Annotated in this window: 24 protein-coding genes and 1 pseudogene; 13 read left to right on the top strand and 12 right to left on the bottom strand. The window is 65.9% G+C overall.

Going from position 1 to position 23,824, the window contains the following annotated elements; translation table 11 throughout:
• The 6 genes and pseudogenes from ACOHX0_RS03225 to ACOHX0_RS03250 form a co-directional block, all read left to right on the top strand.
• A pseudogene (locus ACOHX0_RS03225) lies at positions 1 to 112 on the top strand (IS5/IS1182 family transposase); the annotation flags it as partial.
• A gap of 112 nt (positions 113 to 224) precedes the next feature.
• Entirely contained in the window at positions 225 to 833 is a 609-nt protein-coding gene (locus ACOHX0_RS03230; protein ID WP_420675220.1) for a VOC family protein, read from the top strand.
• Positions 830 to 1,354: a GNAT family N-acetyltransferase gene (locus ACOHX0_RS03235; RefSeq protein ID WP_420675221.1), complete on the top strand. Its 525-nt coding sequence runs from the start codon at positions 830 to 832 to the stop codon at positions 1,352 to 1,354. The genes ACOHX0_RS03230 and ACOHX0_RS03235 overlap by 4 nt, the downstream gene beginning before the upstream one ends.
• A 9-nt stretch (positions 1,355 to 1,363) precedes the next feature.
• Positions 1,364 to 2,062, top strand: coding sequence for a TerB family tellurite resistance protein (locus tag ACOHX0_RS03240; protein ID WP_420675222.1), 699 nt, complete (start codon positions 1,364 to 1,366; stop codon positions 2,060 to 2,062).
• On the top strand, positions 2,043 to 3,038 hold the full coding sequence (locus tag ACOHX0_RS03245; RefSeq protein WP_420675223.1) for an endonuclease/exonuclease/phosphatase family protein: 996 nt from the start codon (positions 2,043 to 2,045) through the stop codon (positions 3,036 to 3,038). Before ACOHX0_RS03240 ends, ACOHX0_RS03245 begins: the two co-directional genes overlap by 20 nt.
• Positions 3,039 to 3,086: 48 nt before the next feature.
• A complete protein-coding gene (locus ACOHX0_RS03250) occupies positions 3,087 to 3,491 on the top strand; it encodes a hypothetical protein (protein WP_420675224.1) in 405 nt (134 codons plus the stop codon).
• Between the two features lie 18 nt (positions 3,492 to 3,509).
• On the opposite strand, the gene ACOHX0_RS03255 is transcribed toward ACOHX0_RS03250, so the two are convergent.
• The 3 genes from ACOHX0_RS03255 to ACOHX0_RS03265 form a co-directional block, all read right to left on the bottom strand.
• Positions 3,510 to 5,138 (bottom strand): Ppx/GppA family phosphatase, encoded by a 1,629-nt coding sequence (locus tag ACOHX0_RS03255; protein WP_420675225.1) that lies wholly within the window; start codon positions 5,136 to 5,138, stop codon positions 3,510 to 3,512.
• A 145-nt stretch (positions 5,139 to 5,283) separates the two neighbouring features.
• Positions 5,284 to 5,991: an HdaA/DnaA family protein gene (locus ACOHX0_RS03260; protein WP_420675226.1), complete on the bottom strand. Its 708-nt coding sequence runs from the start codon at positions 5,989 to 5,991 to the stop codon at positions 5,284 to 5,286.
• Between the two features lie 4 nt (positions 5,992 to 5,995).
• Positions 5,996 to 7,063: an AI-2E family transporter gene (locus ACOHX0_RS03265; protein WP_420675227.1), complete on the bottom strand. Its 1,068-nt coding sequence runs from the start codon at positions 7,061 to 7,063 to the stop codon at positions 5,996 to 5,998.
• 309 nt (positions 7,064 to 7,372) lie between these two features.
• Here ACOHX0_RS03265 and proS point away from each other — a divergent pair, with 309 nt between their 5' ends.
• On the top strand, positions 7,373 to 8,731 hold the full coding sequence (gene proS / locus ACOHX0_RS03270) for a proline--tRNA ligase (protein WP_420675228.1): 1,359 nt from the start codon (positions 7,373 to 7,375) through the stop codon (positions 8,729 to 8,731).
• A gap of 161 nt (positions 8,732 to 8,892) precedes the next feature.
• Here proS and ACOHX0_RS03275 read toward each other — a convergent pair whose 3' ends face one another.
• Both ACOHX0_RS03275 and ACOHX0_RS03280 read right to left on the bottom strand, forming a co-directional pair.
• Entirely contained in the window at positions 8,893 to 9,441 is a 549-nt protein-coding gene (locus tag ACOHX0_RS03275) for a TetR/AcrR family transcriptional regulator (RefSeq protein WP_420675229.1), read from the bottom strand.
• 5 nt (positions 9,442 to 9,446) lie between these two features.
• Positions 9,447 to 9,947, bottom strand: a complete 501-nt coding sequence (locus ACOHX0_RS03280; protein ID WP_420675230.1) for an HPP family protein — start codon at positions 9,945 to 9,947, stop codon at positions 9,447 to 9,449.
• A 263-nt stretch (positions 9,948 to 10,210) separates the two neighbouring features.
• Between ACOHX0_RS03280 and ACOHX0_RS03285 the strand changes: the two genes are divergently transcribed.
• Together ACOHX0_RS03285 and ACOHX0_RS03290 are read left to right on the top strand one after the other, a co-directional pair.
• Positions 10,211 to 11,497 carry a lipoprotein-releasing ABC transporter permease subunit gene (locus tag ACOHX0_RS03285; RefSeq protein ID WP_420675231.1) on the top strand — a complete coding sequence of 429 codons (1,287 nt, stop codon included), beginning with the start codon at positions 10,211 to 10,213 and terminating at the stop codon, positions 11,495 to 11,497.
• On the top strand, positions 11,490 to 12,173 hold the full coding sequence (locus tag ACOHX0_RS03290; protein ID WP_420675232.1) for an ABC transporter ATP-binding protein: 684 nt from the start codon (positions 11,490 to 11,492) through the stop codon (positions 12,171 to 12,173). Before ACOHX0_RS03285 ends, ACOHX0_RS03290 begins: the two co-directional genes overlap by 8 nt.
• A 48-nt stretch (positions 12,174 to 12,221) precedes the next feature.
• Here ACOHX0_RS03290 and ACOHX0_RS03295 read toward each other — a convergent pair whose 3' ends face one another.
• The 4 genes from ACOHX0_RS03295 to ACOHX0_RS03310 form a co-directional block, all read right to left on the bottom strand.
• The gene (locus ACOHX0_RS03295; RefSeq protein WP_420675233.1) at positions 12,222 to 12,656 is read right to left on the bottom strand and encodes a DMT family transporter; all 435 of its coding nucleotides are present in this window, start codon (positions 12,654 to 12,656) and stop codon (positions 12,222 to 12,224) included.
• A 143-nt stretch (positions 12,657 to 12,799) separates the two neighbouring features.
• Positions 12,800 to 13,483, bottom strand: coding sequence for a hypothetical protein (locus ACOHX0_RS03300; protein ID WP_420675235.1), 684 nt, complete (start codon positions 13,481 to 13,483; stop codon positions 12,800 to 12,802).
• A gap of 47 nt (positions 13,484 to 13,530) precedes the next feature.
• On the bottom strand, positions 13,531 to 14,187 hold the full coding sequence (locus ACOHX0_RS03305; RefSeq protein WP_420675236.1) for a DNA-3-methyladenine glycosylase I: 657 nt from the start codon (positions 14,185 to 14,187) through the stop codon (positions 13,531 to 13,533).
• A gap of 30 nt (positions 14,188 to 14,217) precedes the next feature.
• Positions 14,218 to 14,982, bottom strand: coding sequence for a hypothetical protein (locus tag ACOHX0_RS03310; RefSeq protein WP_420675237.1), 765 nt, complete (start codon positions 14,980 to 14,982; stop codon positions 14,218 to 14,220).
• 529 nt (positions 14,983 to 15,511) lie between these two features.
• Between ACOHX0_RS03310 and ACOHX0_RS03315 the strand changes: the two genes are divergently transcribed.
• Positions 15,512 to 16,567: a hypothetical protein gene (locus ACOHX0_RS03315; protein WP_420675238.1), complete on the top strand. Its 1,056-nt coding sequence runs from the start codon at positions 15,512 to 15,514 to the stop codon at positions 16,565 to 16,567.
• Between the two features lie 5 nt (positions 16,568 to 16,572).
• Here ACOHX0_RS03315 and parE read toward each other — a convergent pair whose 3' ends face one another.
• Complete coding sequence (parE, locus tag ACOHX0_RS03320; protein WP_420675239.1) at positions 16,573 to 18,531, bottom strand: DNA topoisomerase IV subunit B; 1,959 nt, start codon at positions 18,529 to 18,531, stop codon at positions 16,573 to 16,575.
• Positions 18,532 to 18,879: 348 nt separating this feature from the next.
• On the opposite strand from parE, the gene ACOHX0_RS03325 reads away from it, so the two are divergent.
• Together ACOHX0_RS03325 and ACOHX0_RS03330 are read left to right on the top strand one after the other, a co-directional pair.
• A complete protein-coding gene (locus tag ACOHX0_RS03325; RefSeq protein ID WP_420675240.1) occupies positions 18,880 to 20,298 on the top strand; it encodes a pyridoxal phosphate-dependent decarboxylase family protein in 1,419 nt (472 codons plus the stop codon).
• Between the two features lie 99 nt (positions 20,299 to 20,397).
• Positions 20,398 to 21,783, top strand: a complete 1,386-nt coding sequence (locus ACOHX0_RS03330) for an MATE family efflux transporter (protein WP_420675241.1) — start codon at positions 20,398 to 20,400, stop codon at positions 21,781 to 21,783.
• A gap of 9 nt (positions 21,784 to 21,792) precedes the next feature.
• Here the strand turns inward: ACOHX0_RS03330 and ACOHX0_RS03335 are convergent, their stop codons facing one another.
• Complete coding sequence (locus tag ACOHX0_RS03335) at positions 21,793 to 22,164, bottom strand: DUF1428 domain-containing protein (protein WP_420675242.1); 372 nt, start codon at positions 22,162 to 22,164, stop codon at positions 21,793 to 21,795.
• Between the two features lie 133 nt (positions 22,165 to 22,297).
• Here ACOHX0_RS03335 and ACOHX0_RS03340 point away from each other — a divergent pair, with 133 nt between their 5' ends.
• Complete coding sequence (locus tag ACOHX0_RS03340; protein WP_475682649.1) at positions 22,298 to 22,747, top strand: deaminase; 450 nt, start codon at positions 22,298 to 22,300, stop codon at positions 22,745 to 22,747.
• Positions 22,748 to 22,786: 39 nt separating this feature from the next.
• Here the strand turns inward: ACOHX0_RS03340 and ACOHX0_RS03345 are convergent, their stop codons facing one another.
• Positions 22,787 to 23,656 carry a delta-class carbonic anhydrase gene (locus ACOHX0_RS03345; protein WP_420675243.1) on the bottom strand — a complete coding sequence of 290 codons (870 nt, stop codon included), beginning with the start codon at positions 23,654 to 23,656 and terminating at the stop codon, positions 22,787 to 22,789.
• Between the last annotated feature and the right edge of the window lie 168 nt (positions 23,657 to 23,824).

Raw genomic sequence — 23,824 nt, forward strand, 5'->3', positions numbered from 1 at the left:
CATGTTCGGCAGGCTGAAGGATTGGCGGCGTGTGGCGACCCGATACGACAGATGCCCGAAGGTCTTCCCCTCAGCCATCGCCCTCGCCGCACTCGTCATTTACTGGCTATGAGTCCTGACCCTAGACCGCACGGTCTGGGCGGTCTGGGCGGCCGCGCCTGCAACTCTTATCTTGCACCTGGCCGCCGCACCGCTAGTCTTCGCGCCAAAAGAAAGGGCGCGCGATGAGGCTTGATCACCTGGCAGTGGCCGGCGGGACGCTGGAAGCGGCCGCCGCCTATGTGGAAGAGGCCCTCGGCGTCGCGCTGGGTCCCGGCGGCAGCCATCAGCGGTTTGGCACCCGCAACTGGCTGACCGGGCTGGAGGAAGGCCTCTACCTTGAGGCCATCGCCATCGACCCCGCGCAGGTGCCGCAGGAGCGGCCGCGCTGGTTTAACCTCGACCAATTGGAAGGCCCGCCGCGGCTGAGCAACTGGATCATCCGGAGCGAAGACCTGGCGGCCGAGCAGCACCTGCTGCCCGCGCATGCGCAGCGCTGCGTTCAAATGCAGCGCGGCGATCTGAGCTGGCTGATGACTGTGCCGGAAGGTGGGCTGCTGCCCTTCGGCAACCTGTTTTCCGCCGTGCTGCAATGGCAAAGCCCGCCGCCCGCGGCGCAGCTCGCGCAATCGGGCTGCCGCCTGCGCCGCCTCGTGGTAGCGCATCCGGAGGCGCCGGCGCTGCAAGAGGCACTGGACCGGATCATCAGCGATCCGCGCGTGGCGGTGGAGCCGGGCGCACCGGCGCTCATGGCTGAGTTTGACACGCCGCACGGGCCCCGGGTGCTCGCGTGACGGTCCGCCCGGCCGAACCCGGCGACGCTGTTGCCATCGCCCGCATCTATAACCGGATCGTGCGTGACACGCTGGTGACCTTCACAACGGTGGAGAAGACAACCGAGGCCATCGCGGCGGAGATCGCGGAGCGGGCGGGGCGCTACTTCGTGGCGGAAGCCGGCAGCACGGTGGCAGGGCTTGCCTATTTCGGCGCCTTCCGCAGCGGGCCGGGTTATGCGCATACGGCGGAGCTGACGATCTATCTGGATCCGGCCGCGCAGGGGCGCGGGCTGGGCCGGGCCTTGATGCAGCGGCTGGAGGAGGCGGCTGTTGCCGCGGGCATCCGCGTGCTGGTTGCGGGCATCAGCGGCGCCAACCCGGACGCGCAGGCCTTTCACGCCGCGCTTGGCTTCACCGAGGCCGGGCGGCTTCCGGAAGCGGGGTACAAGCACGGGCAGTGGCTGGATCTTGTGCTGATGCAGAAAAATCTCGCCGCAATGCGGGAAAGCGGGACTGACAGCCGCGGCAAAGACGCCTAGTCTGGCGCCATGTCCCTGTGGTCCCGCATCTCTGACGCGCTGGCAGCGCTGGCCAAAGGCGAAAGCCTGGCGGAGGTCTTCGACCGGCTGCGCGCGCCGCCGGAACGCTCGGTCGGTTTTACCATTGCGGTGATCGCGCTGGGGGCCAAGATGGCCAAGGCGGATGGCCGGGTGACCCGCGACGAGGTTGCGGCTTTCCGGGACGTGTTCCAGATCGCCCAGGAGGACGAGGCGGGCGCGGCACGGGTCTTTGACATGGCACGCACCGACGTGGCGGGCTATCAGGAGTATGCCGCCCGCATCCAGCGCATGTTCGCCGATGATCCGCAGACGCTTTGCGACCTGATGGAGGGGCTGTTTCACATCGCCATGGCGGACGGGTCCTACCACCCGGGCGAGGACGAATTCCTGGCGGAGGTAAGCCGCATCTTCGGCCAGTCGCCGCAGCAGTTCCAGGCGCTGCGGGCGCGGTTCGTGCCGGATGCGCCCAAGGACCCCTACACCGTGCTGGGCGTCAGCCCGGACATGCCGGTGGAGGAAATCCGCACGCACTGGCGCCGCCTGGTGCGCGAGACCCATCCCGACCGGATGCTTGCCCGCGGCGTCCCCAAGGAGGCGGTGCGACTGGCCGAGAAGCGGATGATCGACATCAACCGCGCGTGGGAAGAGATCAGCAGCACAAGCGCGCATGCGGCTGGCGACTTATAACATCGAGTGGTTCTCGGCGCTGTTTGACCGGGACGACCGGCTGATTCTGGACGCCCGGCCCTCGCGCCGCCACGATGTGGACCGCTACACCCAGGGACGCGCCATCGCACAGGTTCTGCAGCGGCTGGATGCCGATGCGGTGATGGTGATCGAGGCGCCCAACACCGGCCGCACTCAGCGCAGCACGCGCGCGCTCGAAGCCTTTGCCGCGGAAGCCGGCCTGCGCGCCCGCGAAGCGGTCAGCGGCTTTGCAAACGACACCCAGCAGGAAATTACCCTGATCTACGATCCGGATGTGCTGGATGCGGTGCATGACGCCCGCGCCAGTGCTGCGGTACCGCGGTTCGACGGGGTGTTTGCGGCCGATGGTTTTGCGGGCGCCGAGACCGGAGAGACGCGGTTTTCCAAGCCGCCGCTGGAGCTTGCGGTGACCACCTGCGGCGGCAGCCATCTGCGGATGATCGGCGCGCATCTGAAATCCAAGGCGCCGCATGGCGCCCGCAGCGGCTCGGAAATTCCCCGCATTGCCATCTCCAGCCGCCGCAAGCAGCTGGCGCAGGCACTCTGGCTGCACCGGCGCGTGGCGGAGCATGTGGCGGCGGGCGAGCATGTAGTGGTGCTTGGCGATCTCAACGACGGACCCGGGCTTGATGAATACGAGCGGCTGTTCGGCCAGTCCACGGTCGAGATCGTGATGGGTGATCTGCTGACCGACCCAAATGCAGAAACCATGCTGCAGCCGCACCCGCAGTCGCTGCCGACCACTTCGCGGTTCTACAATACCGAGACGCAGCGGTATTTCTGCGCACTTCTGGACTATGTGCTGGTCTCACGCAGCCTCATGGGTTTTGCACCCGCCTGGCGGATCTGGCACCCATTCGAGGATGCGGAGTGCTACGCCGACGAGGACCTGCGTGCGGCACTCCTGGACGCCTCGGACCATTTCCCGGTGACGCTGGACATCGCGTTGCCATAACGCGCCGCCCTGCCTTAACTTGCGGAGCGGACCGCCTATATTGGACACATGAGACAGATTGTTTTGCCCGCCGTGATCCTAGCCGCCCTGGCCGCGCCGCTTCCTGCCCAGGAGGCGGGGGAGGCGCCCGATGGTGATGGCAACGGCTCCGGCCTGATGCAGCGCGGGGCGGAGTTGTTCTGGGAAGGCCTGCGCAAGGAGATGGCGCCCGCGCTGGAGGAATTCCAGGGGCTGATGCAGGACGTCGGCCCGGCGCTGGGAGCGTTCCTGAGCGAAATGGGCCCCGCCTTGGCGGAGATCGCCCGCGGGGTGGAGGATTGGAGCGTCTACGAACTGCCCGAAAAGCTGCCCAATGGGGACATCATCATCCGCCGCAAGCCGGACGCGCCGCAGCAGGGGCCGGACGGCGATGCACCGCGGCGGCAGGGCAGCGGCGGCGAGATCGAGATCTAGCCGCGGTGCGTGCGCTCCTCAGGCCGCAGTCCCGGGTGTGCCCGCGTCCTGCCCGCCGTTGATATCCAGATCTTCCTCGGCCTGGGCCGTTTCGGTCTCCTTGAAGGTGACTGTCACCTCCGCATCCAGCGCCTTCACCAGCGATTGCAGCCGCGATTCCGCCACTTCGCCATAAAGCGGCCGGGCCGAGGCGGGCAGCTCCACGTGCAGAAGGCGCTTGCGCGGCTGCCAGCGCATCCGGCCAATGTCGGCCTTGCCGTTGACCATCAGCATCGCCCCGAAGCGCATTGCCTTGCCGAGGATTTCCGCCTCTTCCTGGCCGCGTTCGTCCAGCAGCCAATAGAGGTGCTCGAAGGTCGTGCCATGGCGCTTGTTGCTGTAGCGGTGCAGCAGGGCGAGGCCAAGGAAGACCCGTTCGGAGTGTTTCAGCCCGCCGAGGTTGGCGCGGGTCGCATTGTCGAAACAGACCTCGGCGCGGTAGTCGGGATGGGCGCGCCAGCTGACGTCATGCAAGAGGCAGGCCGCCTTCACTAGCCGTTTCTTGCCGTGCCGGTAGGTCGTGAACAGGGGGCTGACGAAATCGTAAAGCGTCTTGCCAAAGCCGGGGATGCGGGCGTCCTTTGCCTCGGCAAAGCGTGAAGCCTCGATCAGCGGATCGCGCTCACGCAGGCGCTGCGGCATCTGCTCATACAACAGCCCCTCGCGGATGCCGTAGCTGGATACCGCGATATCCTTCGGCTTGAAAGTCTTGATCAGCTTGGTGAGCACGTCGATGGCGTAGGGAACCAGCGACATGCGGGTGTTGGAGATGCCGCATTCGGCGCGCAGCTTGCCGGGGTCGCGGTCTTCGATGTATTTTGCAGTCTCCCGCACGTCGGAGGCCGACATGCGGTATTCATGCAGCACCTTCAGCGGATAGCCGCGCCGCGCCATGTCGATGCGGGCAATGGCACGCCAGCTGCCGCCGACCAGGAACAGCCGGTCGCGCTGGGTGCCCATTTCCGCCTTCAGCTCCTCCATCACCGCGGCGATGTGCTTTTTGCGGCCGCGGCGGCCGCCTTTGACGTCGCGCAGTTTCAAAGGCCCGAGCGAGGAGGTGACGCAGCGCCCGACCTTGCCGTCATGGATTTCCGCCAGCTCCATGGAGGAGCCGCCGATGTCGCAGACCAGCCCGTAGGCACCGGGCCAGCCCAAGAGCACCCCTTGCGCGGACAGCCGCGCTTCCTCGCGGCCGTCGACGACGTGGATCTTGAGTCCGGTCTCGCGCAGCACCTCGGCACAGAAATCCGGCCCGTCCTCGGCGTCGCGCACCGCGGCGGTGGCGACAGCCGACAGGGGCGGCAGGTCCATGCCCCGGGCGAGGCCCTGGAAGCGGCGCAGCGCCGACAGCGCCCGCGCCCGGCCCTCGGGGTTGAGGCGGCCGGAGTCCGACAGCCCAGCCCCCAGGCCGCACATGATCTTTTCGTTGTAGAAATAGGCGGGGCTCCGCGCCGCGCCGTCAAATACCACCAGCCGCACCGAGTTCGAGCCGACGTCCACCACGCCGACACGGGACAGGGCGCGCGCGCCCGGATCGTCGAACAGAGGGCGGCCGAAGGGCCCCCAATCGGTGCTGGCGCCGGCGGCGGGGTCCTGGGTCACGTTCATGACGGCTCCGTCTTTTTTGTCCGGCATATGGTCCGGGTCTTTCCGTTCGGTATCCGCGGCGGCCGCGGGCCGGGGTTCGGGGCTGGTCCGGGGCTTCTATTGGCCGCAGAATCCGCGGGCAGGATGGTCGAAGGGGGCAGGGCGGTCAACCGGCTGCGGCGGACGCATGCAGCATCCGTGCGTCGGGCCGCTCGGTCATCACCCGCACCGCCAGGGGCCGCGACAACGTGCGGTTTTCCGCCAGCGACAGCCGGTCCAGCCGGTCGACGATACGCGCGGCAGCGGCAAAAGAGCGGTCCATATGCGCCACCAGATAGGGAATCACCTCGGGCCTGGGCGCGATCTGGCGGTCATTGAACAGTTTCGCCAGCACTACCGCGAGCAGCTGGTCGTCCGGCGGCTGCAGCTCGGCATGGGTGGCGGCCTGCACCCGGCTTTGCAGGTCGGGCAGCGTCAGCCCCCAGAGGTTCGGCGCCGCCTGGCCCGTCAGCACCAGCTGGTGGCCGTTCGCCAGCACCAGGTTGTGCAGGTGGAACAGCGCTTTCTGCCGCCGCGCATCGCGGGCGATCTGCGGCACGTCCTCCACCGCCAGAGGCCCGCGCGCAAGTTCCGGCACCGTCTCCAGCCGCAGCCGCGCCGCATTGGCGATGCGGGCACCCGACTGGCTCGCCCAGACATGGGTCAGATGGGTCTTGCCGGAGCCCTTGGGCCCCGACAGCACCAGCTTGCCGCTGGGCCAGGCAAAGCCGGGGTCCAGCAGCGCCACCGCCATCGCATTGGAGGGCGCGACAAAGAAATCATCCCGCCCCAGCGCCGGTTTCGCCGGGAGATCGAAGCTCAACTGCTGTGCCATGGCGTTATTCCGCGTCCCCGTAGCTTTGCCCGCGGTAGAGCCGGCTGTCGAGGTACCGTTCGGTGAGGAAGCGCGCGATGACGCCAAGCGCGGCCGCCACCGGCACCGCCACCAGCATGCCGACAAACCCGAAGAGCGCCCCGAAAACCGACAGTGCAAGCAGCAGCCAGACCGGATGCAGCCCGACCGAGTCGCCCACCAGCTTGGGGGTGAGCACATTGCCCTCGATCACCTGGCCCGCGACGAAGATCGCTGCAACCAGCCCGATCGAGACCCAGTCGCCCCAGAACTGGAACAGCGCGAGGCCAATGGCCAACGCGCCGCCGATGACGGCGCCCAGATATGGGATGAAGGTGACCAGCCCGGCAATGAAGCCGACTGCGAGGCCGAAGTTCAGCCCCACCAGCATCAGCGCGACCGCGTAATATGTGCCGAGGATCATGCAGACCATGCCCATGCCGCGGATGAAGGAGGCCAGCACCGCGTCGATTTCAGTCGCCAGCCGCCGGATCACCGGCTGGTGGTCGCGCGGCAGAAGCGCGTCGATCCGCGCCACCATCCGGTCCCAGTCCAGAAGCAGGTAGACCGAGACCACCGGCACGATCACCAGAAGCACCACGACGTTGAGCAGCGACACCGCAGAGCCCGCCACCGATTGCAGCAGCGCGCCCGCGCGCGACTGCAACGTTTCCGCCATGGAGGTCACCGCCTGGTGCAGGCGGGTGTTTTCCTCGAAGACCGAAGGAAAGTGTTCGATGGCAAAGGCGCGTGCATCACGGACCAGCTGCGGCAGCACCTCGGCCAGGTCGATCATCTGGTAGATCAGCGTCGGCACCACCAGCAGCACCAGCGTCAGGAACACCATCAGCGCCGCGACAGTGATAGTGGCGGTCGCGCCCGCGCGGCTCATTCCCCAGGCCTCGAGCCGGTCGGCGACCGGGTCGATCATATAGGCAATGGCGCCGCCCAGCACGAAGGGCAAAAGCACATGGCCAAGCGCCCAGAGCATTACCACGAAGACCGCCGCGGCAACGCCCCAGTATTTCATCTGTTTCTGTGCCGTAAGCGCCATCGCCGAACCGCCCGCCTTTACTGCTATGCCGTCTGCATCCGGGATTCAGTCTTCCCCCAAGGGCGGGGGCCTTGCAAGGGGCGGGCAGCAATCGCCTGTGGGCAAGCCGGGGATAGACCGGGATTCTCTCTGGATAGCCTGTGGCAAAGCCGGCTGCCGCGGCGGCCGGCCGCGGATGAGCGCCATAGGTCGCGACGGGGCGGGGCGGGGCGGGCGGATCCGGCCCGCGCGCAACCGGCAAAGCCCGATTGCCTGCGCCGCGGCGATGCCTTAGACCGCATGGGAAACCTTCGTGAGAATGAGACCGACATGCGCCTGTCCCGCTATTTTCTGCCTGTTCTGAAAGAGACGCCCTCCGAAGCCCAGATCGTCAGCCACCGGCTGATGCTGCGCGCCGGGATGATCAAGCAAGCCTCCGCCGGGATCTATTCCTGGCTGCCGCTTGGCTTCAAGGTGCTGAAGAAGATCGAGACCATCGTGCATGAAGAACAGATGCGCGCAGGCCATGTGCCGATGCTGATGCCGACGCTGCAATCGGCGGATCTGTGGAAGGAATCGGGGCGCTATGATGACTACGGCCAGGAAATGCTGCGGGTCAGCGACCGCCATGGCCGCGACATGCTTTATGGTCCCACCAACGAGGAGCTGATCACCGACATCTTCCGCTCGCACGTCTCCAGCTACAAGGACCTGCCGCTGACGCTCTACCACATCCAGTGGAAATTCCGCGACGAGATCCGCCCGCGCTTCGGGGTGATGCGGGGCCGAGAGTTCTACATGAAGGACGGCTACAACTTCGACCTTTCCAAGGAAGACGCGCTGCACGCCTACAACCGCCACCTGGTGAGCTACCTTCGCACCTATGAGCGGATGGGCCTGCAGGCGATCCCGATGCGCGCCGATGGCGGGCCTATCGGCGGCGACTATACGCATGAGTTCCTGGTGCTGGCCGAGACCGGAGAGTCGGAAGTGTTCTACGATTCTGCGGTGACCGACCTCACCTTCGGCGGCCGCGAGATCGACTATGACAACGTCGGTCAGTGCCAGGGTGTGCTGGAGGAGTTCACCTCGAAATACGCCCGCACCGACGAGACCCACGACGAAGCCGTGTTCCTGGACCAGGTGCCGGAAGACCGCCGCCGCTTTGCCCGCGGCATCGAAGTGGGGCAGATCTTCTACTTTGGCACCAAGTATTCCGAAGCCATGGGCGCCACGGTGCAAGGCCCCGACGGCAAGCCCACGCCCGTGCATATGGGGTCGCATGGCATCGGTGTGTCGCGCCTGCTGGGCGCCATCATCGAAGCCAGCCATGACGACAAGGGCATCATCTGGCCTGAGGGCGTTACTCCGTTTCACTGCGGTATCGTGAACCTGAAGCAGGGTGACGACGAGGCCGACGCCGCCTGCAACCAGATCTACGCGGCACTGACCGCGGCGGGACTGGAGCCGCTTTATGACGACCGCAACGAACGCGCGGGCGGCAAGTTCGCCACCATGGATCTGATCGGTCTGCCGTGGCGCATCACGGTCGGTCCGCGCGGGTTGAAGAACGGCGTGGTGGAGCTGACCTCGCGCCGCTCGGGTGAAAGCGTGGAGCTGAGCCCGGAGGAGGCGGTGAAGAAAGTGGCGCAGATCTATGCCGCCCACATGACCGGCCGCGGGTTCTAATGCGCGGCGCGGCAGGATGAGCAAGAGGCAAAAAGGGAGCGGCTCCGCTCCCTTTTTTTCATGTCTGCCGGCGCCACGGAGCCAAGAGTTTTGAGAAAAACTCTTGGCAAATCTTTTTTCAAAAGATTTGCGCTGCGGCGGTCCTGCGGCACCGCGGCAGCTCAGTGCCTGCACAGGCTGCGGGCGGCCAGCAGGGCAAGCTGGAAATCCTCCGGGCTGCCGGTAGCGCGGGCCAGCACGATGGCGCCCTGGATCAGCGCAACCACCTGGGCGGCAACTGCGCTGCTCTCAGCCCCGGCCATGCCGCCCCGGGTCAGGCAGTTTTGCAGGCTCTGCACCCAGCGATTGAAATAGGCGCGGATTTTTGCGGTGAACCGGTCCCGGGTGCCGTCCAGAGCAAAGACTCCCACCAGGCAGATGCGGCCGCCCTCGCGGAAATACTCGGTCACTGCGTCGAACATCTGGTTGAGCGCCAGTGCCGGGGCGTCCTGCTCCAGCGGCTGGAAGATGTTGCGTTCGAACCAGGCATCCACATGGTCCAGGACCGCGCGCGCCATCTCGTCCTTGCCGCCTGGGAAGAGGTGATAGAGGCTGCTGCGGCCCATCCCCGTTGCCGCGACGATCCGCCCGATGCTGGCGCCTTCGAAGCCGTGGCTGCGGAAGACCTCCGAGAGGGCTGGCAGGATATCGGCGCGTGCCGTTGCCCGCATCGCGCTCATCCCGTCCTCGTCCCGGGCCGCGCCGGATAGCTGCCGCCGCTCAGCCGGTGGTAAAGCATTGCCACCGCGACCAGGACCGCCGCACCGGAGATTACCGGGAACAGCAGGAAGCCCAGCCCGGGATCGCTGGCAAAGACCACCAGCGGGTCAGCGCCCGCTGGTGGATGCGCAAGCCGCAGCAGAGCCATTGCGGTAATCGCAAGTCCCACCCCCAGCGCCATCGCCCAGCCGCTGTCCGGCAGCACCGCGTTTGCTGCAAGCCCGATCAGCGTGGCCACCGCATGGCCGCCGATCACATTTGCGGGCTGTGACAGCGGACTGGCGGGCACCAGGAAGAGGAGCACGCAGCTTGCCCCGAATGGCGCCATGAGCAGCATCAGTTCCGCTTGCTGGGACAGCAGCGACAGGCAAGCGATGGCAAGAAACCCGCCGAACCCGGCGCCAATGGCGGGAAACAGCGGCGCAAGGGGCAGCGCGAGGGGGATGATACGGCGCATGACGGCTCCTGTAGCGATTTGACCCCGCTGCGGGCGCAGGGGATTGAAACGATCGTTCCTATATGGAACGGTCATTCCAAATGTGCAATCCTACTTTCCCGTGACCGTGCCACTTCCACTTTCCCGGGCCACGTCCGCCCCCGGCAGTCTTCGCCGCCAAGAGCACAGAACCGCCGCGGAAGCCCGGGCATCGGCTTGACCCTTTTCCCGCCCGCTCATAGGGTTGCGCGCGCCTCATCAGGCGGCAAGAGACCGGAGCACACATGGCCACCACACCCCCGCCATTTTCCCGTTTTGAATGGATGATCGCCTGGCGTTACCTGCGCGCCCGCAAGGCTGAGGGCGGGGTCTCGGTTATGACCTGGATCAGCCTGATCGGCATCACCCTCGCAGTCTTTGCGCTGATCGCGACGCTGGCGGTGCGTTCGGGCTTCCGCTCGGAGTTCGTCGGCACCATCCTCGGCGCCAATGCCCACATCACTGTCTATTCCCATGGCGAGGTGAACGAGGCGGGTGTCCTGGACCGCAGCTTGCGCGACTACAAGGCGCTGGCCGGACGCATCGCCGCGGTGCCGGGCGTCACCCGCGCAGCCCCCTTGGTCAAGGGGCAGGTGATGGCCAACGTGCAGCAGCGCAACGCGGGCGTCGAGGTCTTCGGCATCGCGGCCGAGGACATCCGCACCATCCCGGCGGTGGCACAGGGCGGGGAGGCGCTTGGCGATCTGGCCCGTTTTGATGAGGGCATTGCCCTCGGCTCCGGCGTGGCGCGGGAGCTGGGCGTGACCATTGGCGACAAGATCAAGCTGATCTCGCCCAATGGCGTGAAGACCGCCTTTGGCACCAGCCCGCGGGTGAACGCCTACGAGGTGGTCTATATCTTCACCGCTGGCCGCTACGACATCGACCGCACCCGCGTCTACCTGCCGTTTGCCGAGGCGCAGAGTTTCTTCAACCGCGAGGGCGCGGCCGACGAGATAGAGGTGATGGTGGCGGACCCGGAAAATGTGGACGGGGTGGTGCTGCCAGTGCTGCAGGCGGCGGGCGGCGCGGCCGCGGTCTGGACCTGGCGCGATGCGTCGGGCGGCTTCCTGCGGGCACTGGAGGTCGAGGACAATGTGATGTTCATCATCCTGTCGATCCTGGTGCTGATCGCGGCGATGAACATCGTTTCGGGCCTGATCATGCTGGTCAAGAACAAGGGACGCGACATCGGCATCCTGCGCACCATCGGCCTCAGCGAGGGCTCGGTAATGCGGGTGTTCTTCATATGCGGCGCCTTTACCGGCGTGCTGGGCACCCTGTTCGGCGTGGTGCTGGGCTGCCTGTTTGCACTCTATATCGACCCGATCTTCTCCTTCGTGAATGTCCTGATGGGCGGCGGCGTCTGGGATCCGTCGATCCGCGGCATCTATGCGCTGCCGGCCGAGCTGCGGCTGGCTGACGTGCTGTCGGCGGTGGCACTGGCGCTGGGGCTGTCGTTCTTCGTGACCATTTTCCCCGCCCGCCGCGCGGCGCGGCTGAACCCGGTGGAGGCGCTGCGCTATGAGTGAGATCACGCTGGAGCTGGAGGGAATTACAAAGTCCTACCTGCGCGGCACGCCCGGGGAGGTGGAAGTCCTGCGCGGGGCAGACCTTTCCTTGCGCGCGGGCGAGGTAGTCGCGCTGGTGGCGCCGTCGGGCGCGGGCAAGTCGACGCTTCTGCATATTGCGGGGCTTCTGGATACGCCCGATGCCGGCGCGGTGCGGGTTGCGGGCGAGGATGTGGGCAGCAAGGGCGACCGCCGCCGCACGCGGGTGAGGCGGCAGGAGGTGGGATTTGTCTACCAGTTCCATCATCTGCTGCCTGAGTTCACCGCGGCCGAGAACATTATCCTGCCGCAGCTCGCAAATGGGACCTCGCGAAAAGCCGCCGCCGCTCGGGCCGAAGATCTGCTGGCCCGGGTCGGGCTGGAGGGGCGCGCCGGGCACCGGCCCGCGGCGCTGTCGGGCGGCGAGCAGCAGCGGGTCGCCTTCTGCCGCGCGCTTGCCAACGCGCCGCGCATCCTCCTGGCGGATGAGCCGACCGGCAACCTGGACCCGGCAACCTCGGATCAGGTCTTCGGCGCGCTGATGGAGCTGGTGCACAGCACGGGGCTGTCGGCGCTGATCGCGACCCACAATCTGGAGCTTGCGGCGCGGATGGACCGGCAGCTGCGACTGGCAAACGGGCTGCTGCAACCGGCTTGAGGCGCCGCCGTTCCGCGTTGGCCTGGGCGCTGCAGCGGACCGCAGGGCTCAGGCCATCTGGGTGATCCAGACCCCCAGCCCCATCACCGAAATCCCGGCCGCCCGGGTCAGCGTCAGCGGGCTGACCTGGGCGCCGAACAGGCCGAAATGGTCGATCGCCGCAGCCGAGATCAGCTGCCCGATCAGTACGAAGAACACCGCGTTGCCGACCCCGAAATGCGGCGCTACATGGGTGATCGACAGAACGTAGAAGGCAACCAGCACCCCGGCGAGAAACAGGTGCTTGGGGGCGGCGGGGATCTTGGCCAGCGCCTGTGGCCCGGCCAGCAAGCAATAGGCCGCGGCAGAAAGCAGCGCCACCACGAACAGAACCACCGCGGCCGAGGCGGGGGAGCCGACCATCTTGCCAAGCGCGGCATTCAGCGCCGCCAGAACTGGGATGCCGAGCCCGGCGGCGAGCATGATGAGGGCGTATTGGGTCATGGCAGGCTCCTGTCCGTCGGCGGCGCGTCAGAGCGGACGATAGGCCCCGGCCAGTGCGGGCGCAATGCCGGAATTCAGCATGAATTCCGGCCCGGAAAACCCATGTTTTCCGAGCCGTTTTCCGTTGCTGGAGTGCTGGCGCCTCAATCGCAGATGCCCGCCAGCTCCACGCCGTCCCAAGGCAGGTAGACGTCGCTCTCCCGGCCCGCGGGCAGCGGGCTCAGCGGCATCGCCCCGCCGATCATCGCGTGCAGCCGCCGGGTGCGCGCGGCCCCGGGCGCCAGCGCGCGGCAGCAGACGTATTCCTCCATTATGGCGCCCTGCTGCTCGTAGCCGTAGGTGAGGAAGTTCCCGTTGCCCTCCAGGTCGAAGAGATAGGGGTCGTTGCGCCGCCCGTGCTCGGCCGCGGCGCGCAGCGGGCTGTAGCCGGTCTGCCCGCGGTTCTGCCATTGCCAGACATGGGTGACCTCATGCGCCAGCAGCATCGCCTCCACCAGCGAGATCCGCTGCGGGTATTCCGGCAGGTAGTCGTCGAGGTACCAGCGTTTGACAAAGAAGATGCTGTTGAACAGTGCCAGCGCGGCGGGCGAGGTTGTGACGAGCTCGTCTTTCACCGGCGGCATGATCTTCTCGCGGCAGGTCAGAGCGGGCCGCTGCTTGCGGCGGAAAGTGATTGCCCTGAGCGGCGCGCCGCGCACGATCCGCACCCGCTCGGCATCCAGGGAGCTGCCATGCAGCCCGCCGAGAAAGCCGCGTTCGCGCTCGGTCAGCGGCCGGCCGCAGCCGCCCAGCAGCAGGGCCGCAAGCAGCAGAAGCCGCAGGATCATCGGGCGGCTCCGTTAAGAAGGTTGGGCTGCGCGCGGACCGGCACGGCTCAGAGGCTCAGCGCCAGCACCCGGCTGATCTCGCTCAGCGAGCGGCCGGATTGCGCTCTCCACGTGTTGAAAGCCGTCTGCGCCGCCTTCAGCGCGGTTTTCGACGTCGCGGGTTTGTCGATCACTCCTTCCGCAATCAGCCGCGCGGTCACGTCCTGGCTGAGGATGAAGCTGTCGCGCCCCGCAAAGCGCATCGCATATTGCCCGGTGAGTCCCCCCAGACGGCTGCCGCGTTTCTTCAGCATCTCCAGCAGCCCCGCGTAGTCCTCCGGCGGCCAGCCGCCCAGCACCGCGCTTGCGCCGCCTTCCTGGCGAAGCTCCAGTATCAGACCCGCGTTCTGCCGTACCGAGGCCAGCTTGGCCCCGTTCCGCACGAGGCGCGTGTCCTGCAGGATGCTGTCGAACTCCTCCTCGCTCATGAAGGCGCAGGCGTCGGGGTCGAAGCGGTGGAAACGGTCCTCGAAGGCGGGCCACTTGTTTTCGATCTGCTGCCAGTTGAAGCCTGCCTGGAAGATGCATTTCGTCATCACCGCCAGCCACCTGTCCTCGGGCAGGTCACTTACCGCCGGGTCCGGCCGCACGAGCTTGGCCTCCAGCGCCGCAGCCCCGCCGTGGCGGTCTGCCGCAATCGCGTGGATCTCCTCGAATGTCCGCATCTGCCGCCCCGTCTCCGCTTTGGCTTCAGGTTAGCGGCGGGGCCTGCGCAACTCCACCAGTGATTTGCCGAGCCGGAAAGGCGCGGCAAAGCTCACCAGGCACAGCGCGACCAGGTGCAGCGCGAGGATGTGGCGGCTGTCCTGCAGCACCTCCCATTCGCGCTTCAGCTTGGCGACCTGATCGATCAGCGCGTCATAGGCGCGGGCGAGGATCAGGTAGTCGCCGGCAATCGCGGGCACTTTGCGGCGCATGTTATCGACCGCGGCGCGGGTGGGGGTGTCGAGCGTGGTGAAGACAAGAAAGGCCTCCGGATCAAAGGCATCGGCGCGGGCGGCCATCTGCTGCATCCCGCTGCCGCGGGCGAGGCCGGGCAGCCGCAGCCGCAGCCCCTGCAAGGGCGCGACCTCGTCAGTAACGGCGATGAACAGGGGCAGCGCGGCATTGCCCGCCGTGGAGGCGGAGAGGAACTCCACCTTGTCGCACAGCACCGCGATGTCGGCGTCATAGGCCGGCTCGCAGAACCTGAGCCGGAAGCGCGCGGCGTCACGGTCGAAGGCGGATGTTGCGGCAAAGGCGATGTCGATCTGCCGCTCCAGCTTGGAGGTGTCGGCGGCATAGATGCCCGAGACCACGGCGACCAGCGCGCCGAAGCCGCCGAGCAGCACCCAGATCAGATCCGCCAGCTTCCAGGCTTGGTGGCCCGCAGGCTTGCGGAACAGAAGCGCTGTCGTCGCCAGCCCGGCGGCAAAGCACAGGAGGATCAGCAGCAGCTGGTTGTCGGCGATGAAACTCATGGCGGGCTCCGCGCGGGGCTGGGCTATGGACCCTGCCGCCAGTCTAGAAAGCACCGGGCCGCGCGGGCAAGGTGCCTCACGGATCTGTCAGGGGGCGGGAGGGGGCGGCCACTTGGGGCGTGTCACGAAGTGGCACGGCCCGCGCCTGACCTTGCCTTCGGGAGTTCGAACCGGTCCGCGCAGCGGAAAACGCTCCGGGGGAGCGTTTGAGGTTCGGACGGGCGGAGCCCTTCGCAACCAATCGTGCAAATCAAAGGGGGCGCTGGCTGGATGTCCCCTGGGCCGTGAGGCGATAGCCGCACAGCCCGCGCCTGACCTTCCCCCCGGGAAGGCGCATTCGCGCCCTCCCAAGGTCAGGCGCGGGCCTTGTGGTGCGGGAGGGTGGCCGGACAGCGCGTCTTGGACCTCAGTACAGAAAGCAGAGTGGGGTAAATTAACGCAGCAAAGTAATCAACTAGAGCGGTTTTTTCCGATTGACGTGGATTTGTTTCTTGTGAAAGTTGAATGATGACTAATAAGGGTTAGTGCCTTGAGCCAAATACAAATACGGTTTGAAGTGCCAAACCACTATATGAGCGTCAATGCCTTTGTAGCATCGGCTAAGTCGGCTCAACGAGCACTGAATACCCTCAATAGGGAACTCTTCGACGACCAGTTGGACCTAGAGCTTGTTGTCTTTGCTCCTGAGCCTGGCAGTGTTCGTCAAATCCTGAAAGTTGTGGTGAAAGGAGCGAGGGCAACTGCATGGGGGGTGGCTGGCACCTACGGAATACTCTGGACAGTTGTACAAGGCCTAGAAACGGACATTGCAAAGGAAGTTGTCAAAGAGTTGACAGGCAAGCTTCCCGCGCAGATCGCGGCTGATGTAGTAAGCGACTTCCGAGAACGTATCGAACAGGCGAATACTGAGAAGGAACGAGAAGAACTTGAGAAGGCAGCGACAGAACAAGCTTGCAAAGAAATTGCAGAAGTAATGTCACAGGCTTCGTCGTCGGCACTGGTTGTACCGCGCGAAAGATTGGAACGATTGCCGGTATCGGAGAAGACGATTTTTGAGTTGTCCGATGCTCAAGCAGAAATGTTTGAAGGGTGCATAGCCGACCCCGCAATCTCGTCCGTGGAGATAGAAAACAACGGCCACCCTCCGATTCCTAGACATGAGTTTCCGAGAAGGGCAATTCGCCCCAAGAGGCCTGATCCTGAGCGGGATGAAAACGAGGAATGGAGAGTGAGTTTGGAAGCCATTACTGTTACCTCTCCAAACCTTGAGGAAGAGGACCAGCAAGCACGGCAATGGAAGGGCAAGACTGCCAACGACAAAAAGGCTTTGTTTACTGTCGAAGATCGTGAATTTTGGGACCGGTTGCACCAAAAAGAACTAAGTTTTTCGGAGAACACAGAGATTGTCGCTCAAGTTGCTACACGCTTTCTAGACGGGAGAGCAAAGCAGTCCAAAGTTCTAAGAGTACTAAAATTTGAAGGTAGAGAAATAGCCCAGCCCATTGACGAAAATGGGCTGAAGGCGATTCTTGGAGAGCTTAAATCTGTCACAACTGATGACGGGTTTGGCCATCTGTTAGGTTAGTAACTTCAAACATCCAGCTCCTCCACAAACTTCGCATTCTCCTGAATATACTGGAAGCGAAGTTCGGGCTTTTTCCCCATCAGGCGCTCGACCAGGTCGCCGGTCTCGCCGGGCTCGTCCTCGTCGATGGTCACCCGGATCAGTTTCCGGGTCTTCGGGTCCATTGTGGTCTCTTTCAGGTCCTTGGCGTCCATCTCGCCAAGACCCTTGAAGCGGGAGACGTCGATCTTGCCCTTGCCGCCGAGGCCCTTCTCCAGCCACATATCGCGCTCGGCCTCGTCCAGGCAGTAGACACGGCGCGCCCCCTGGGTCAGGCGGAACAGCGGCGGGCAGGCGAGGTAGAGGTGGCCGTTGTCGATCAGCGGGCGCATCTGGGTGAAAAAGAAGGTCATCAGCAAGGACGCGATGTGGGCGCCGTCGACGTCCGCGTCGGTCATGATGATGATCTTGTCATAACGCAGATCGTCGAGGTTGAACTTGGTGCCAAGGCCAACGCCAAGCGCCTCGCACAGATCGTTGATCTCGGCGTTGGAGCCGAGCTTGTTCGACGCAGCCCCCAGCACGTTCAGGATCTTGCCCTTCAGCGGCAGGAGCGCCTGGTTCACCCGGTTTCGCGCGCCCTTGCCGGAGCCGCCCGCACTGTCGCCCTCGACGATGAACAGCTCGGTGCCGGAGCGGTTCTTGGCGGTGCAATCGGTCAGCTTTCCGGGCAGGCGCAGCTTCTTGGTGGCGGTCTTGCGCTGGGTTTCCTTCTCCTGCTTGCGTCGCAGGCGTTCCTCGGCGCGCAGGACCAGGAAATCGAGGATGGCTCCGGCGGATTTGGTGTCGGCGGCGAGCCAGTTGTCGAAATGGTCGCGGACCGAGTTTTCCACCATCTTGGCAGCGGCCTCGGTTGACAGCCGGTCCTTGGTCTGGCCGACAAAGGCCGGGTCGGCGATGAAACAGGAAATCAGCGCGCAGCCGCCCGCCATCAGGTCTTCGCGGGTGATGCCGGCGGCCTTCTTGTTGCCGACCAGCTCGCCGTAAGCCTTGACGCCCTTGAGGATCGCGGCCCAGAAACCGGCGACATGGGTGCCGCCCTCAGGCGTGGGGACGGTGTTACAGTAGCTCTGGGTGAAGCCGTCGCGCGCAGGCGTCCAGTTGATCGCCCATTCGACGTAGCCCGGCGCGCCGAACTTCTCGCGGAACTCCACCTTGCCGGCAAAGGGCGCATCGGCATAGGTGGTGGACGTGCCCAGCACCTCGGTCAGGTAGTCGCGCAGGCCGCCGGGGAAGTGGAAGGTCGCTTCCTGCGGGGTCTCGCCGTCGCCGATGTGGGATTTCCAGCGGATCTCGACGCCCGAGAACAGATAGGCCTTGGAGCGCACCAGCTTGAACAGCCGCGCGGGCTTGAAGCGGTGATGGCCGAAGATCTGCTCGTCGGCGTGGAAGGTCACCGTGGTGCCGCGGCGGTTGGGGGCCGCGCCGATCTTCTCCACGCCGCCCTGCGGAACGCCGCGTGAGAAGCGCTGCTCGAACAGCTCCTTGTTCTTGGCCACCTGCACCACCATCACATCCGACAGTGCGTTCACCACCGAAGAGCCGACCCCGTGCAAGCCGCCGGAGGTCTGGTACGCCTTGCCGGAGAACTTGCCGCCCGCGTGCAGGGTGCAAAGGATGACCTCCAGCGCCGATTTGTCCGGGAACTTCGGGTGCGGGTCGATCGGGATGCCGCGGCCGTTGTCGCGCACGCTGACGGAGTAGTCCGCATGCAGCTCCACCTCGATGCGGCTGGCATGGCCCGCCACCGCCTCGTCCATCGAGTTGTCGAGGATTTCCGCGACCATGTGATGCAGAGCACGCTCGTCGGTGCCGCCGATATACATGCCGGGGCGCTGGCGGACCGGTTCCAGCCCCTCCAGAACCTCGATCGAGGAGGCGTCATAGGTCTCGGCTGCGGGCGTGCTGAGGAGGTCTTCGGCCATGTGGGGAACTGCTCTTCCTTGGTCTTGATTGGCGCGTATTATGGCAGGAAGCCGGGCCGGGTGGAAGAGGGGCCGCCGGGCTGTGGATAAGAGTCCGGGGGCATCGTCCGGCTCCGCGAGGCCGCGAAGCGTCTCCGCAGTTTTACCGGGGGCAATCCCGGAGACCGGCAGCGAGACCGGAGGAAGCAAGGTGCAGGGTTGTGCAGCTTTCCTGTCGCTCCGGGGCAGCCACGGCTCTCAACGCATCAAACTATAGTTCCGGTTTTTGCCTGCGCCGATATTTTCCGTGCGGCTCAGGGGACTGCGGGATACACCTCTGCCAGCGATTGGCAGGAGGAGGACGCGCGGGTGGCTGGTAAGGGAATCAAGACGCAGGATTGGGATGGATTCCGGGCGGAAGCGCAGCGGATGCTGGAGGCGGCGCTGGACCAGATGCAACAGGCCGCGCAGCGCCCCTGGCAGCCGGTGCCGGACGACATCGGTGCGCGCTACGCGGTGACAGCCGAAGCACGGGGGCCGCAGGAGACGGTGGACCGGATCATTTCAGACGTGCTGCCCTACCACGGCGGCAACACGCATCCGCGATTCTGGGGCTGGGTTCAGGGCTCGGGGCTGGCCTCCGACCTGATCAGCTCGCTCGCTGCGGCGGCAGTCAACGCCAATTTGGGCGGGCGCGACCACGGGGCGAACTACATGGAGCACGCCGTCATTGAGTGGACCCGGGCGAAAATGGGGTTGCCCGAGAGCGCCAGCGGCGTGCTGGTCACCGGAACCTCGCAGGCGACGGTGATTGCGTTTCAGGCCGCGCGGGTGCGGGCGCTTGGCGATCTGCGCAAGGCTGGGCAGGGCGCGGTGCGGCTCACGGCCTATGCAGGCGAAGGCGTGCATAACGCAACGCTGAAGGCGGTGGAGCTACTGGGCATCGGCTCGGACAACCTGCGCAAAGTGCCGCTGAAGGACGGGCGGATGGACTGTGCGGCGCTTTCCGTGATGGTGGAGGAAGACCGCGCCGCGGGCGCGCGGCCCTTCCTGGTGGTGGGCACCGCCGGATCGGTGGACCTCGGCCTCTTCGACGATCTGGAGGCATTGGCCGATGCGGCGGCAGCACTGGGCCTCTGGCTGCATGTGGACGGGGCCTTTGGCGCCTGGACGCGCATTGCGGCAGAGCCCTGGCGCGCGCTCAGCGACGGCATCGGGCGCGCCGACAGTATCGCGCTGGATTTCCACAAGTGGATGTACGTCGGCTATGACTGCGGCCTCGTGCTGATCCGCAACGAGGGTGAGCATCGTGCCGCCTTTGCCGCGCGCCCCTCCTACCTTGAGGGCGCCGAGCGCGGGCTGGCGGGCGGCGAGCCCTGGTTCTGCGACTACGGCATCGACCTCTCGCGCGGCAACCGGGCGCTGAAAGTCTGGACTGCGCTGGAAACCTATGGCGAGGCCGCGTTCAGCGAAGCCATCACCGGAAATTGCCAGCTCGCCGCGCAGATGGCAGAGGAAGTCACCGCCCGGCCCCGAATGGCGCTCGGCGCGCCGGTGGTCTCCAACGTCTGCGTCTTCACCGCGCGGGCGGACCTCGCGGCAGAGGCGCAATCGGCGCTGAACGCCCGCATTGCCCAAACCCTGCAGGAAAGCGGCGAGGCGGTGTTCTCCACCACCCGGGTGCAAGGCACCGTGCTGCTGCGTGCGGCGATCACCAACCACCGCAGCCGGGCCGGGGACATCTCCGCCGCCGTCGCCGCCGTCGCGCGGGAGGAGGCAGAGGGCTGAACCTGCCGCTATGGTGTAATTGTCACCTCTCACTACACCGGCAGGAGCAGGGATTTCCTCTCTTGCCGGGGCAAGCGGGTCTGCATAAAGCATGATGTTATGGATACCCGCCTCACAATCCCGGCCGAAATGCCCGTTGCCGCCCATGTGCGCGCCATCGCCGTGCTTGGCCTGCCGCTGATCGGCGGCCATGTGGCGCAGTTTGCCATCGGGCTCACCGATACGGTGATGCTGGGCTGGTACAGCGTCGAGGCGCTGGCGGCGGTGACGCTGGGCTCGACCTATTTCTTCATCCTGTTCATCCTCGGCTCCGGCTTCTCCTTTGCGGTGATGCCGATGGTCGCCGCCGCGGCCGGCGCGGGAGAAGACCGCCAGATCCGCCGCAGCACCCGCATGGGGCTGTGGCTGTCGCTTGCCTATGCCGCCGCGGCGATACCGCTGTTGTGGTGGTCCGGGCCGATCCTGAAGCTCCTGGGGCAGGAGCCCGAGGTAGCGCAGCTGGCCGCCGGATACCTTCGCATCGCGGGCTGGGCGCTGGTGCCCGCGCTTTTGGTCATGGTGATGAAATCCTACCTCGCGGCGCTGGAACGCACCCAGGTTGTGCTCTGGATCACGCTTCTGGCCGCCGTCGTGAATGCGCTGGTGAACTACGCGCTGATCTTCGGACACTGGGGCGCGCCTGAGCTGGGGATCGAGGGCGCCGCGGTGGCTTCGCTTGCCACCCACAGCGTGTCGCTAATTGCGGTGCTGTTCTATGCGCTGAAGGTGCTGCCGGAGCATGAGCTGCTGAAGAACTTCCACCGTCCGGACTGGGAGATGCTGTGGCAGGTGGTCCGGGTGGGGGTGCCGAGCGGGCTGACCACCCTCAGCGAGACCAGCCTGTTTGCGGCCTCGGCGGTGATGATGGGCTGGCTCGGCACGGTGGCGCTGGCGGCGCATGGCGTTGCAATGTCGCTGACCGGGCTCACGTTCATGGTGCACCTGGGTCTGTCGAACGCTGCCACCATCCGCGCGGGCAACGCTTTCGGGCGCCGGGACCAAGCGCATATGGCGCGCGGCGGCGGGGTCGTCGTTGTGCTGTCGCTGGCAATGTCGGTGGTGGGCGTCACCCTGTTCCTGACGGTGCCGGAGGCCCTGATCTCGCTGTTCCTTGATCGCGCCGAACCGCAGCGCGACGCGATCATCGCGGCGGGCACCGGGCTGCTGGCGGCGGCGGCGCTGTTTCAGATGATGGACGGGATGCAGGCGGTGGCGCTGGGACTGCTGCGCGGGGTGCAGGACACCGGGGTGCCGATGGTGATTGCCGCGCTCAGCTATTGGGCGGTCGGCATTCCCGCGTCTTACGTGATGGGGTTTGTGCTGGGCTGGGGCGGCATCGGCGTCTGGATGGGGCTGGTCGCGGGGCTGACCACCGCTGGCATCTTCCTGATGCGCCGGTTCTGGGGCCGCTCGATCCACAAGGCAGGCGCCGCCGCTCGCGCCTGAGACAGCGCCTCAGCCCGCTTCCGGTCCGCCGCGGCCCATCACGTGCAGCGGCGTGAAAGTCCCCAGTATCAGGCGCTTGCGGTCAAAGGGCATGTCCGCGGGGATATCGAAGCGCGCATCGGCTTGCATTTTCTTCTCCGCCGCCTCCAGCACCGCGCGGCTGGGCCAGATCTGCCAGGTGAAAACGATCTTCTCCTCCGCGCGCGCATCCACCGCGCGCCGGAAATCGGTCAGCTCGCCATCGGGGACATAATCCTCCCAGGCTTCGACGATCTCCAGGCAGCCATGTTCGCGCAGCAGCCTGGCACTGGCCTCGGCCCAGTCGCGGTAGGCATCCCGGTTCTCCTCAGGCACGGGGATCACGAAACCGGCGATATGCATTGGCTTACCTCCTTCGCGGGCAGCGGTCCGCTTCATCCTACCACATCCGCCGCGCCGCTTGACCAGGGCCTGCCGCAGCGGGCAGGCTGGCAGCGGCAGCATAGCCAGCCGATGCGAGGGAGAGCGGACAGCCATGATGACGGAAACAGATCAGCAGATGCTGCACCGCGCCTATGAGGAGGCAAGCGCCGGCTTTGCCGAGGGCGGCTGCCCGATCGGCGCGGTGCTGGCGCGCGGCGGCGCGGTGCTGGCGCAGGGGCGCAACCAGCGGGTCCAGAAGGGCGACCCGGTCGCGCATGGCGAAATGGACGCACTGCGCAAGGCGGGGCGGCAGGCGACATACCGTGACACGGTGCTGTATACCACGCTGTCGCCCTGCATGATGTGCGCGGGCACCATCGTGCAATTCGGCATCCCCCGGGTGGTGATCGGAGACAGCCGGAACTTCGGCGGAAACGAAGGTTTCCTGCGCCAGCGCGGGGTGGAGGTGGTGCTGGCCGAAGATCCCGGGTGCATCGCGCTGATGGCCCGGTTCATCCGCGAGCAGCCCGCGCTCTGGTCCGAGGATATCGCCGAAACGTGACCCCGGCCGCCTGTCGACGGCCGGAGGAGACGGCCGGCTTCAGCGGGTGATGTCCGACAGCAGCGCCGGGTTCAGCACCAGGTTGCGCACCCCATGGGCGTGGTCCTCGTCAAAGATGTTGCTCTCCAGCCATTTCCCCACCGAGTGGATATTCACCCGGGCGACTTTGGGGCGCACGCTCCAGGTCACCTCGAAAGGCGAGCCTGCCTCGTTGTAGCTGGGGCCGGTGGTGGAGCCGGCATAGACCACCGGTGTGCCGCTGTCCTCCGGGATATGCAGTGCCTGATGCAGGCCGCCCCGCATGCCAAGTTCGGTCAGGTAGTTGAAATCCAGCGCGTTTTCGTCGTTCACGAGTACAAAAACCTGCGCCTCCACCCGCAGCTGCGGGTTTTTCACCGCATCGCTCAGGCAGGCACCGAGGGTGGGGCCGGGCTGCGCCTGGGCGGTGGTGTGGACATAGTGCAGCTCGATTGTGTCCCCGGGCTCCAGCCCGCCATGTGCATTGCTGCCGATGGGCTGGGCCAGCGGCGCCAGCTCCGCCGTGCTCAACTCGCCATCGTAGACATAGCCGGTGCCGTACCCGTTGCCATCGCCATTGCCGGCGTAGCGGGTGAATTCGCCGCCGCGATGCTCGGCGCTTTCGTGGAAATGGATGTTGCACAGGTTCATCTGCCTGTAGTCCGGCGCCGTGCTGAACAGGCGCGGGTTGCGGCCCGCGGCGGCGCCGATGTCGCGCGGCGACTGCGGCCCGAAACCCGCGCCCTTGGTCTCTTCCGCCAGTTTTGCGCGCTGGGCAGCGATCAATTCGTCCGGCACCCCGCTTGCGGAGCTGCCGACGGCAAGCGCGGCGCCGGACAGTGCAAGGGTGGAGAGGGCAGCAGCGATGAGAGCGGGCAGGGGTTCGAACATATCTTTTCCTGTTGAAAAGCGGTTACGGGTTGAACGGACGGGCGGCGGGCATGTCTTGCTGCCTTGGTATTTCGATTGTGTGAATGAAAATTTAATCCACCAGGAGCTGATCGCGCCAATTGATGGAAAAGCCGAGGCGCTTCGCAGCGCGGGCCGCTCCGCTGTGCT

The sequence above is a fragment of the Cribrihabitans pelagius genome (assembly GCF_048820915.1).
Classification (GTDB): Bacteria; Pseudomonadota; Alphaproteobacteria; order Rhodobacterales; family Rhodobacteraceae; genus Cribrihabitans_A; species Cribrihabitans_A pelagius.

Bases quoted from the DNA above. Each gene is read 5' to 3' on its own strand.
- ACOHX0_RS03285 (WP_420675231.1), top strand. From the start codon at position 10,211: ATGGCCACCACACCCCCGCCATTTTCCCGTTTTGAATGGATGATCGCC.
- ACOHX0_RS03340 (WP_475682649.1), top strand. From the start codon at position 22,298: ATGATGACGGAAACAGATCAGCAGATGCTGCACCGCGCCTATGAGGAG.
- ACOHX0_RS03230 (WP_420675220.1), top strand. From the start codon at position 225: ATGAGGCTTGATCACCTGGCAGTGGCCGGCGGGACGCTGGAAGCGGCC.
- proS (WP_420675228.1), top strand. From the start codon at position 7,373: ATGCGCCTGTCCCGCTATTTTCTGCCTGTTCTGAAAGAGACGCCCTCC.
- ACOHX0_RS03255 (WP_420675225.1), bottom strand. From the start codon at position 5,138: ATGAACGTGACCCAGGACCCCGCCGCCGGCGCCAGCACCGATTGGGGG.
- parE (WP_420675239.1), bottom strand. From the start codon at position 18,531: ATGGCCGAAGACCTCCTCAGCACGCCCGCAGCCGAGACCTATGACGCC.
- ACOHX0_RS03335 (WP_420675242.1), bottom strand. From the start codon at position 22,164: ATGCATATCGCCGGTTTCGTGATCCCCGTGCCTGAGGAGAACCGGGAT.
- ACOHX0_RS03245 (WP_420675223.1), top strand. From the start codon at position 2,043: ATGCGGCTGGCGACTTATAACATCGAGTGGTTCTCGGCGCTGTTTGAC.
- ACOHX0_RS03265 (WP_420675227.1), bottom strand. From the start codon at position 7,063: ATGGCGCTTACGGCACAGAAACAGATGAAATACTGGGGCGTTGCCGCG.
- ACOHX0_RS03290 (WP_420675232.1), top strand. From the start codon at position 11,490: ATGAGTGAGATCACGCTGGAGCTGGAGGGAATTACAAAGTCCTACCTG.
- ACOHX0_RS03240 (WP_420675222.1), top strand. From the start codon at position 1,364: ATGTCCCTGTGGTCCCGCATCTCTGACGCGCTGGCAGCGCTGGCCAAA.
- ACOHX0_RS03310 (WP_420675237.1), bottom strand. From the start codon at position 14,982: ATGAGTTTCATCGCCGACAACCAGCTGCTGCTGATCCTCCTGTGCTTT.
- ACOHX0_RS03300 (WP_420675235.1), bottom strand. From the start codon at position 13,483: ATGATCCTGCGGCTTCTGCTGCTTGCGGCCCTGCTGCTGGGCGGCTGC.
- ACOHX0_RS03305 (WP_420675236.1), bottom strand. From the start codon at position 14,187: ATGCGGACATTCGAGGAGATCCACGCGATTGCGGCAGACCGCCACGGC.
- ACOHX0_RS03345 (WP_420675243.1), bottom strand. From the start codon at position 23,656: ATGTTCGAACCCCTGCCCGCTCTCATCGCTGCTGCCCTCTCCACCCTT.
- ACOHX0_RS03280 (WP_420675230.1), bottom strand. From the start codon at position 9,947: ATGCGCCGTATCATCCCCCTCGCGCTGCCCCTTGCGCCGCTGTTTCCC.
- ACOHX0_RS03275 (WP_420675229.1), bottom strand. From the start codon at position 9,441: ATGCGGGCAACGGCACGCGCCGATATCCTGCCAGCCCTCTCGGAGGTC.
- ACOHX0_RS03250 (WP_420675224.1), top strand. From the start codon at position 3,087: ATGAGACAGATTGTTTTGCCCGCCGTGATCCTAGCCGCCCTGGCCGCG.
- ACOHX0_RS03330 (WP_420675241.1), top strand. From the start codon at position 20,398: ATGGATACCCGCCTCACAATCCCGGCCGAAATGCCCGTTGCCGCCCAT.
- ACOHX0_RS03260 (WP_420675226.1), bottom strand. From the start codon at position 5,991: ATGGCACAGCAGTTGAGCTTCGATCTCCCGGCGAAACCGGCGCTGGGG.
- ACOHX0_RS03295 (WP_420675233.1), bottom strand. From the start codon at position 12,656: ATGACCCAATACGCCCTCATCATGCTCGCCGCCGGGCTCGGCATCCCA.